This is a genomic window from Faecalimicrobium dakarense (assembly GCF_000499525.1).
Lineage (GTDB): Bacteria > Bacillota > Clostridia > Peptostreptococcales > Peptostreptococcaceae > Faecalimicrobium > Faecalimicrobium dakarense.
Genome location: NZ_HG529437.1, coordinates 1 through 6,794, shown reverse-complemented (window position 1 = coordinate 6,794; position 6,794 = coordinate 1). Strand labels below are relative to the sequence as shown.

General features: G+C 28.9%; 6 protein-coding genes, 1 tRNA gene, 1 other RNA gene and 1 other annotated feature. All 8 genes read right to left on the bottom strand.

What is annotated here, in order from left to right:
* Positions 1-68: 68 nt before the first annotated feature.
* Positions 69-191: a hypothetical protein gene (locus BN899_RS20230; protein ID WP_278245012.1), complete on the bottom strand. Its 123-nt coding sequence runs from the start codon at positions 189-191 to the stop codon at positions 69-71.
* A gap of 222 nt (positions 192-413) precedes the next feature.
* A complete protein-coding gene (gene recR / locus BN899_RS18020; RefSeq protein WP_042278378.1) occupies positions 414-1,013 on the bottom strand; it encodes a recombination mediator RecR in 600 nt (199 codons plus the stop codon).
* An 11-nt stretch (positions 1,014-1,024) separates the two neighbouring features.
* Positions 1,025-1,369 carry a YbaB/EbfC family nucleoid-associated protein gene (locus BN899_RS18015; protein ID WP_042278376.1) on the bottom strand — a complete coding sequence of 115 codons (345 nt, stop codon included), beginning with the start codon at positions 1,367-1,369 and terminating at the stop codon, positions 1,025-1,027.
* A gap of 258 nt (positions 1,370-1,627) precedes the next feature.
* Positions 1,628-3,259 (bottom strand): DNA polymerase III subunit gamma/tau, encoded by a 1,632-nt coding sequence (dnaX, locus tag BN899_RS18010; RefSeq protein ID WP_042278374.1) that lies wholly within the window; start codon positions 3,257-3,259, stop codon positions 1,628-1,630.
* A gap of 285 nt (positions 3,260-3,544) precedes the next feature.
* Positions 3,545-3,809: signal recognition particle sRNA large type (gene ffs / locus BN899_RS18005), an RNA gene on the bottom strand.
* Positions 3,810-3,838: 29 nt separating this feature from the next.
* Positions 3,839-3,930 (bottom strand) — tRNA-Ser (locus BN899_RS18000).
* Positions 3,931-3,933: 3 nt separating this feature from the next.
* A complete protein-coding gene (locus BN899_RS17995; RefSeq protein ID WP_042278372.1) occupies positions 3,934-4,386 on the bottom strand; it encodes a nucleoside deaminase in 453 nt (150 codons plus the stop codon).
* Between the two features lie 354 nt (positions 4,387-4,740).
* Positions 4,741-6,024 (bottom strand): serine--tRNA ligase, encoded by a 1,284-nt coding sequence (serS, locus tag BN899_RS17990; RefSeq protein WP_042278370.1) that lies wholly within the window; start codon positions 6,022-6,024, stop codon positions 4,741-4,743.
* A gap of 228 nt (positions 6,025-6,252) precedes the next feature.
* Positions 6,253-6,458 (bottom strand) — a binding site (T-box leader).
* Between the last annotated feature and the right edge of the window lie 336 nt (positions 6,459-6,794).

Genomic DNA, 6,794 nt, shown 5'->3' with positions numbered 1-6,794 from the left:
AAAGCAATATACCTTAAGTATATTGCTTTTTTATTTATATATTTTAATTTCTTATTTTACGTTTTATTTTAATATCTAGGTTCGTAAAAATCTTCTTCATAATCATATTGATAATTTTTATAATTATTTCTAAAATCCGTATTTTTACTCTTTGAGCTTTTATTAGTCTTCTTTTTTAGCAAAACACTCATATCATCTTGCTCATTATACTTAGACTTGCCTTTTGAACTTAATTTTTTAACTCTTTTTTTTTCATGACTTCATGCTCTTCTAAATTCATAGTTGATTTCATGTTGCACCCCTGTTTAAATTTTTAATTAAATATAACACAAATTATATAATAATGGTATATATTATTCAATAAATCTAACTAAAATTTAACGACAAAAAAATCGAGGCATTTACCTCGATTTTTATATTTCTCTTCTACCCTCTAAAGCTTTAGATATGGTAACTTCGTCTGCATATTCTAAGTCTCCACCCACAGGTAGACCATGAGCTATTCTCGTAACTTTTATACCCATAGGTTTTAGAAGTCTAGCTATATACATAGCAGTAGCTTCCCCCTCTATAGTTGGATTTGTAGCCATTATTATTTCAGTCACATCTTGAGTTCCTACTCTTTGAATAAGCTCTTTTATTTTTATCATATCTGGCCCAATACCATCCATAGGAGATATAACACCATGTAAAACATGATATTGTCCCTTATAATCTCTAGTTCTTTCCATAGCGGCCACATCTCTAGGATCTTCCACTACACAAATAATACTAGCATCTCTATTTTTATTAGCACACATGCTACATATATCATTATCTGATATATTACAGCAAACTGAGCAATACTTTATTTCTCTTTTAGCTTCTACAATAGCCTTAGATAAAGCTTCTACATCATTAGTATTCATATTAATAACATGAAAAGCTAGTCTTTGAGCTGTTTTTCTTCCTACACCAGGAAGCTTTGAAAACTCTTCTATTAGTCTCGTTATGGGACCTGTATAAACCTGCATATTATCACCTACTAGAATAATCCTGGGATATTCATTCCTCCAGTTGCTTTACTCATTTGATTTGCTTGCATCTCTTCAACACTTCTTAACGCTTCATTTACTGCACTTAAAACTAAGTCTTGTAACATTTCTATATCATCTGGATCAACAACTTCTGGTTTTATAGCTATATCTAAAACTTCTTTTTTACCATTAACCTTAACAGTAACAGCTCCTCCACCAACTGAAGCTTCTATTTCTTTAGTTTCTAACTCTGCTTGCATTTTTTGCATATTTTCTTGCATCTTTTGAGCTTGCTTTAATAAATTATTCATATTTCCAGGCATCATTCCGCCTCCAAAACCTTTCTTAGCCATAACTAATTCCTCCTAAAAAACTTATTTTTATATTAAAGTAAATTGTAATTTATCTGGTTTATGGATAAATTATAATTTACTAACGCTAAGCTTGAGCAACGGACCTGGTTTATAGGTCGTTTGAGCCACGTGTGGGCGAACCACTTGAGCGACTGAGCAAAGCGATTTTTTTTATTTTACTATTATATCATAATAGCATTTATTATTAATCTTGTTTTATTTAATAAAATAATAATATTAACTTATTAATACTATTACTTATTTCTCTTCTATACTGTCTTTTATTTCTAATATATCTTCACTTACTATACCTTTTAAAATCTCTTCACCTTCATCTTGCCTATCACTTTTTAATTCAAGTTTTATATTATTAACTTCTGATTCTAATATAACTTTTATGCTAAAACTTCTATTTATTGTCTCCCTTATTACTTTTTCTATATACTGTAATGTCTGAGGATCACTTAGTCTCTTTTTAGCAAAAGCAAATCCATCTCCATAGATTATGTATAATCTATTATTAGAAACATTAAAGCTTTGTACATCTCCTAATAAGAAATATACTGGCATTTGTTTATTTTGTTTATCTTGTTTAATATTTAGTCTTATTTTATCCCAAGAGGCCTCTATTAACTTAACATCTTCACTTTTTACATTTTCATATACTACTTCTTCTACTATATTAACTTTTTCATCTTCTTCAATATTATTAGATACATTATCAGTAGATACCTTTATATTTCCACTCTCAATCGTTTTTTCTAAATTTTCAATTCTTTTAATAAGGGACTCTTTGCTTTCATCAAACATAGGTTGAGCAATTTTCATCATAGTAACTTCAGCTAAAACCCTCGGGTTTGATGATGTCTTTATATTATCTTGAGTAACTGATAATATATTTAAAACCCTTATTAAATCATTTATATCTACGCCTTCAGCTTGTTCTTTCAATAAATTAACGATTTCTTCTGGTAAAGATATTATCTCATCTAAATCTGTTGATACTTTACATACCATCAGGTTTCTAAAATGATCTATTAAGTCATTGATTAAGTTTCTTATATCTTTTCCCCATATAACAAACTCATTTAGTATTTGAAGTGATTTTTTTGTATCCTGGTTTATTATACATTCAGCCATATCAAATAATTGTTCAACATTTACAGTTCCTAAAAGTTCAACAACATCTTTATACTCTATCTTATCATCTCCGAAAGATATACATTGGTCTAATATACTTAAAGCGTCTCTTAAAGCTCCTTGAGAGTTTCTAGATATTAAATTAAGAGCTTTATCTTCAACTTCTATATTTTCTTCTTTACATATCTTTTTCATTCTATCGCTCATATCTTTGACTGTAACTCTTTTAAAGTCAAATCTCTGGCATCTTGATAAAATTGTAGCTGGTATTTTATGTGGTTCTGTTGTAGCCAATATAAATATAATATATGACGGTGGCTCTTCTAATGTTTTTAGTAATGCATTAAATGCACCCTGAGATAGCATATGTACCTCATCTATTATATATACTTTATATTTCGCTTTAGCAGGTGAGTACTTAACACTTTCTCTAAGCTCTCTTATATCATCTACGCTATTATTAGATGCCGCATCTATCTCTATAACATCCATTATATTATCATTTAATATATCTTTACACACATCACATTCATTACAAGGTTCTTGATTAATACTTTCAGTACAATTTACTGCTCTTGCAAATATTTTAGCTGTAGATGTCTTACCTGTACCTCTAGTACCTGAAAATACATATGCATGTCCTACATTATCATTTTCTATCTGGTTTTTTAAAGTTCTAATTATATGTTCTTGTCCAACTACATCTTCAAATGTTTGTGGTCTATATGCTCTATATAATGCCTTATGCATGGCCATCTCTCCTTAATAAAATTCATTCTTAGTAATTTTACTTAATTATAAATTTATATACCTAAATAATATGTTTGATAGATACTTAATATCAATTTATTATAGTATATTATTTATTTGTTACGATTACTTTATATATTAATTCATTATAATATATTATTTATCCAATATATTGAAATATTATATCATTATTTTTAAACAAAGTTATTTACTATATTTATTATATTATACATATCAAAAAATCCCTTAATATTTATTAAGGGATTAGTTTTTATATATTAAATGCTGTACACCATCTATTGACTTACTTTCATAGGCGTTACCTAAACAGTTAGCTCCACTTAGGCACCCCCGCGGCACACGAAAGTGGTCACTTACCGCTGCTTCCTTCCGGATCTGACGGGGTTCATGAGCTTCCATTGCGCAGGACCTATGTTTCAACACCACTTATTTAGGGCGGCCCTACAAAAGATAAGCCTCTAGATGGAATTCAATCCTGCTATAGCGGATTGCAGGTTACAGGGCACCGCTACCTCCCCATCTAGTACAGCAAAATTACAACCATATTTAAATTTCCTCTGGCGGAGAGAGTGGGATTCGAACCCACGATACGCTTTTAACGCATACTCACTTTCCAGGCGAGCGCCTTCGACCGACTCGACCATCTCCCCTAATTATCTTTTCCTTAAAGTCTTAAAAAATTCCTGTAATATATTAGAACAATCATCTTTTAATACTCCAAATGAGATATCAACGTTACTGTCTTTATAATAATCTATTTTGAATTCATGCTGCTTTTCAGTGTATGAATTTTTTATATGCTTAGTTCCTATTATAAGTTTTTTTATTCTTGAGTTTACTATTGCCCCACTACACATAACACATGGTTCCATAGTTACATATAAATCACAGTCAATAAGTCTCCATCCACCTAATTTATCTGCCGCTTGTCTTATAGCTAATATTTCTGCATGAGCTGTACAATCGTTTAATTCTTCTGTAAGATTATGTGCTCTTGCTATTATTTGACCATCTTTAACAACTACAGCTCCTATAGGTGTCTCTTTCTTTTCATATGCTTTATATGCTTCTTTTAATGCTTCTTTCATATAGAATGACTTTTCCATATTGCCTCCTAAAACTTATAACAGTTTTATATTATCACAATTGTATTTATAATTCAACTTAAATTTAATTTGTGCTTAAAAAATATAAAATCATTTTAATTAGTATTTCTGTTTTTCACTTAAATTATTTATATAATTCTCCTTCCAAATTACCATATTTTATATAAAATTTACTTAGTTCATATCACCAATAAACTATGAAACTAATCAGTTAATTGAACAACCACATTAACAAAACATTTAAGCTTAGTCGCTATAATTTATATATGAGAAAATCGGATAAGATATAATTTACTTGTATAAAAAAAAGAGAGCTTATACAAGCTCTCTTTTATATTAATAAGTATTTATATCTTATAATTCATTCTTTTTTATAACATCTACACCCATATATGGTCTTAATGCTTCTGGAACTACTACAGATCCATCAGCTTGTTGGTAGTTTTCTAATATAGCAGCTAAACTTCTTCCTACTGCTAATCCTGAACCGTTTAATGTATGAACATACTCAGCTTTAGATTTTTTATCTCTCTTGAATCTTATACCTGCTCTTCTAGCTTGGAAGTCTTCAAAGTTTGAACAAGAAGATATCTCAACATATCTGTTATAACTTGGCATCCATACTTCTAAGTCATATTTAAATGCAGCAGTGAATCCTAAATCTCCTGTACATATTCTAACTACTCTGTATGGTAATCCTAATAATTGTAACATCTTTTCAGCATCATTAGTTAATTTTTCTAATTCTTCATAAGATTTCTCAGGATCAACAAACTTAACTAATTCAACTTTATTGAATTGATGTTGTCTTACTAAACCTCTTGTATCTCTACCAGCAGATCCTGCTTCTGATCTAAAGCAAGGAGTGTATGCACAGTATTTTATTGGTAATTGTTCAGCTGTTAATATTTCATCTCTGTGTATATTTGTTACAGGAACCTCAGCAGTTGGCACTAAGAAGTACTCTAAACCTTCTAACTTAAACATATCTTCTTCGAATTTAGGTAATTGTCCTGTTCCTACGAAACTAGTTCTATTAGCCATAAATGGTGGTAATACTTCTGTATATCCATGCTCATCTGTATGAGTATTTAAGAAGAAGTTTATTAAAGCTCTTTCAAGTCTAGCTCCTAATCCTTTGTATAAAGTAAATCTTGATCCAGTTATTTTACCAGCTGCTTCAAAATCTAATATTCCAAGACCTGTTCCTATATCCCAGTGAGCTTTTTCTTCAAAATCAAACTTAGTAGTTTCTCCCCAAGTTCTTACTTCAACGTTGTCTTCATCAGTAGTTCCTTGTGGAACATCTGGATGAGGAACATTAGGTATTCTCATTAATCTATATTCCATGTCAGCTTCAACTTCTCTAACTTTTTCATCGAATCCTTTTATCTTATCAGATAATTCTTTTAATTGAGCTTTAGCTTCTTCAACATCTTTACCTTCTTTTATAAGTTGAGGTATTTTCTTTGATTCAACATTTAATTCATTTTTCATTACTTCAACTTCTTTAAGTAATTCTCTTCTCTTATCATCTAATTCAACTACAGCATCAAGATCAAACTCTTTTTCCCCTCTTCTGTCCATAGCTTTTTTAATATCTTCTAAATTTTCTCTTATTCTTTTGATATCTAACATATTATTATCCTCCTATTTATTTTTATAATCTAAATATATTTATTAAATCCTTCACCCTTTTAAAACTATACGGAAAATGTTACTTGATATAAACTATTTTATTTCTCTTTTTTTGTTAATTTTTCAGTAATGGTAACGTTATTTTTAATGGTATATACTAAAATAAATTTAATTTTACAAGCACTTGTTTGATTTATTGTAATAAAAAAAGACCTTCGTATTCCCTACAAAAGGGACGAAAGTCTTTGATCCGCGTTGCCACCCTAATTGATTATATAAAAATATAATCCTCTCAGACCTGTAACGTAGGTATACGTCTAGCTTTTTACTAGAAGCTCTGGAATAGATTCAAAAACCATTATAATGAGTTCTCACCAACCACTCACTCTCTGAATATAAACTTGCTTTTTACTAATTTCCTTCTTAGCTTTTAACTAATTGTTTTATTTGATATTCATTATATTATATATATTAACAACTTTCAATAGTATTATTCTATATTTTTTATAATTTTTTCTTTATAAATTCCCAAATACTGTTTAATACTATATTCTTTATGTAAAATTTAATGCTAAATTTTTTTATAAATCCATTTTTTACACATTTTATTGCGTAATTTAACTGACAATTTAGTTATAAAAACTAATTATATTTATAAAATTTTATTTTTAATTATCTCACCAAAATAACAATATATTTATAAATTTTGATAATTTAATATATAAAAAAGCTCTAGATTTGTACAATCTAAAGCTTTAAAATAAAAAAAG